Origin of the sequence: Winogradskyella sp. (assembly GCF_965656915.1) — a bacterium.
Lineage (GTDB): Bacteria > Bacteroidota > Bacteroidia > Flavobacteriales > Flavobacteriaceae > Winogradskyella.
The window spans coordinates 1-3159 of sequence record NZ_CBFHMI010000104.1 but is presented as its reverse complement, the minus strand read 5'-3'; the positions used below and the strand labels follow the sequence as shown (position 1 = coordinate 3159).

The 3159-nt window shown below is 33.7% G+C and carries 3 protein-coding genes and 1 pseudogene; 3 read left to right on the top strand and 1 reads right to left on the bottom strand.

The annotated features are described in order from the left end of the window. The 3 genes from ACTG3Y_RS13420 to ACTG3Y_RS13410 all read left to right on the top strand — a co-directional run. On the top strand, positions 1-233 hold a 233-nt coding region (locus ACTG3Y_RS13420), incomplete at its 5' end, for a hypothetical protein (protein WP_439153427.1). A 3-nt stretch (positions 234-236) separates the two neighbouring features. Further along, positions 237-1868 (top strand): M1 family metallopeptidase, encoded by a 1632-nt coding sequence (locus ACTG3Y_RS13415; RefSeq protein ID WP_439153426.1) that lies wholly within the window; start codon positions 237-239, stop codon positions 1866-1868. A 2-nt stretch (positions 1869-1870) separates the two neighbouring features. Then, positions 1871-2443, top strand: coding sequence for a YdeI/OmpD-associated family protein (locus tag ACTG3Y_RS13410; RefSeq protein ID WP_439153425.1), 573 nt, complete (start codon positions 1871-1873; stop codon positions 2441-2443). A 2-nt stretch (positions 2444-2445) separates the two neighbouring features. Here the strand turns inward: ACTG3Y_RS13410 and ACTG3Y_RS13405 are convergent. Beyond that, positions 2446-3159 (bottom strand): annotated as a pseudogene (locus tag ACTG3Y_RS13405) (magnesium chelatase); the annotation flags it as partial.

Here is a 3159-nt window from a genome sequence, read left to right as displayed (position 1 = left end):
TTCTTGTCTATCAAGTGATAAGTAAAAAAGCAATAACAGGTATGTTGATATCTAGTGTATTTATCTTATTAAATCTTTTTATGATATTAGCATTGATTTCTGAACTTTCAGAATTTGTTACTAAAACTGATAATTATAATAACCTCCTAATAATTGGATCCTTATATATCGGAGTAAATTTAATTATAGGTACTTTTATGTTTGTCAAATATTTAAAACTAAAAATTACTTAAAGCTTGAAACAGCAATTACTCCTTATATTTCTCTTTTTTTGTTTAACTAGTAATGCACAGTTACTTCAAGAAAAAACTCAATTCACAAGACAAGATACGCTAAGAGGTAGTATTACACCAGAACGCGAGTGGTGGGACTTAACCTATTACCATTTAGATATTGAGGTAAAACCAGATGAGAAATTTATTTCTGGTAAAAACACTATTCAGTATAAAGTCTTAGAGCCAAATCAAATCTTACAAATTGATTTACAAAAACCTATGCAGATTACTAAAGTGCTTCAAAATGAAAAGCTATGTAATGTAGAACGTGATGGGAACGCCTTTTTTATCACGTTGAATAATGAACAAAAAGAAGGTGCTATTAACACTATAGAAGTTTATTATGAAGGGTATCCAAGAGAAGCAAAACGCGCTCCTTGGGATGGTGGTTTTTCCTGGAAAAAAGATGATAACGGAAAGCATTTTGTTGCAACCTCCTGCCAAGGACTAGGAGCAAGTGTTTGGTGGCCGAACAAAGATCATGGATATGATGAAGTAGATAGCATGTTAATCAGCGTGACTTACCCTAAAGGGTTAAAGAATATCTCAAATGGTCGACTTAGAAATATTACTTTGAATAACAATGATACAGAAACCTCACATTGGTTTGTAAATAATCCTATTAATAATTACGGTGTTAACGTCAATATTGGAGATTATGCCAGTTTTTCAGAAACTTATGAAGGTGAGAATGGTGATTTAGACATGTACTATTGGGTATTAAAAGACAATCTCGATATTGCTAAGGAACATTTTAAGGATGCACCGAAGATGATGAAAGCTTTTGAGTATTGGTTTGGTCCATATCCATTTTATGAGGATAGTTTCAAACTGGTTGAAGTCCCTTATTTGGGAATGGAGCATCAAAGTTCTGTCACCTATGGCAATCAATATAAAAAAGGGTATTTAGGAAGGGACTTATCGCGTACTGGTTGGGGTTTAAAGTTTGATTTTATCATTATTCACGAAGCCGGACACGAGTGGTTTGCTAATAATATTACAAATAGAGACGTAGCCGATATGTGGTTACATGAAGGATTCACTGCCTATTCCGAAAATCTATTTTTAGACTATTATTATGGTAAAGAAGCTTCTGCTGATTATGTGATTGGTACACGAGTAAACATTCAAAATGATAGACCCTTAATTGGTACATATAATGTAAACAGAGAAGGATCAAGCGATATGTACTATAAAGGTGCTAATATGTTGCATACGTTGAGACAATTAATTGAAGATGATGAATTATGGCGAGAAATTCTTCGAGGGTTAAATTCTGAATTTTATCACCAAACGGTAACTACAAAACAAATTGAAGACTATATCAGTGAAAAAACTAAAAAGGACTTAACGGCTTTTTTTAATCAATATTTAAGAGATACTCGAATACCTACTTTAGAGTATAAGTTTAAAAATAGTGAGCTCAAATTTAGATATGTAGATATTGTTGAAGATTTTGATATGCCAATTGAGATAGAAATTGGAGGTAAATCGGAATGGATTTTCCCAACTTCTGAGTGGAAGACAAAAACAATTGGAAGTTTGGACTTCAAAGTAGACCGAGATTATTATATCTATACGAAAAAGATCTAAGCTTGGAAATCCCAGAGTTATATTTTGAACGCGATATAGAATGGTATGATTGGTTACTTTCAAATCATAGTAACTATAAAGCCGTTTATTTAGTCTTCTACAAGCTTGAAGTTGGTATGCCTACCATGCGCTGGGAAGAGGCGGTTAAAGTTGCTTTATGTTTTGGGTGGATAGATTCCACCGTAAAAAGCTTAGGCAACGGAAAACGTAAACAATACTTCTCACCCAGAAATCCGAAAAGTACGTGGAGTGCATTAAATAAAATATACATTTTAGAGCTCGAAGAAGCCAACCTCATTCAAGAACCTGGTTGTAAAACTGTAGAATTAGCAAAGCATTCTGGTAAATGGACTGAAATGGATGATGTAGATAATGGTGTCATTCCAGAGAAATTACAAGATGCTTTTGATAAAAATCCGAGAGCATTCGAAAACTACCAAAACTTTTCTCAAGGCTATAGAAAAAGCTATCTATCATGGCTGCATAGTGCCAAACGTGAAGCTACACGACAAAAGAGAATCGCAGAGATCATTAAACTCTGCGATGCTAATATTAAAAGTCGTGATAGTCGGTGAAACTATAATCCACTTATATAACTTCCATAAGGATCTTGAAACTTTAAACCTTCTGTATAACGATACTTGCTTAACTTTTTAAACTGTGCTAAACCCCAAAGAATAAACTCTTTTTCAAAATAAACGTCGCGCTTATCAATATCTGGTTGGTAATCTGCTAATAACGCGTCTAAAGGAGTTACCTCATCTAACTTAGCTTTATAAGTCTTATCATCAAAATCGTCTAAAAGCTCAAATCCGTCTCCATTAAAGAACCATGAAATTAAATCATCATATGGTGTTTCTTCACCTTGCTTTTCTAATTTTTCAATTTTTGGAAAATATTTTGGGAATAATGTTTTAATCGCTTCATCTATCAACGTATTCGCAACAAAATCTGCGCCTTCTTGTTCTCCTTCATACACTAATTCAACCTTACCTGTTATGGCAGGAATTACACCAATAAAATCTGATAGTCTTACTGCAGTTTTTTTATCACCAGCTAATAAAGCACGTCGTTCTGCCGTACTAAGCAAGTTTTCAAAGGCTGTAATACTCATTCTCGCACTAACACCACTTTTTACATCGACGTATTCACTCTCTCTTGCTTCAAAACTAATCTGTTCTAATAAATCCTTAGCTAAATCTGGAACGTAAACAGAGTCTGACTGTCTTTCATCAAGATTTGCTTCTTGTGAAGTAATGGTTCTTGCAGTATCTACATTATCTGGATAATG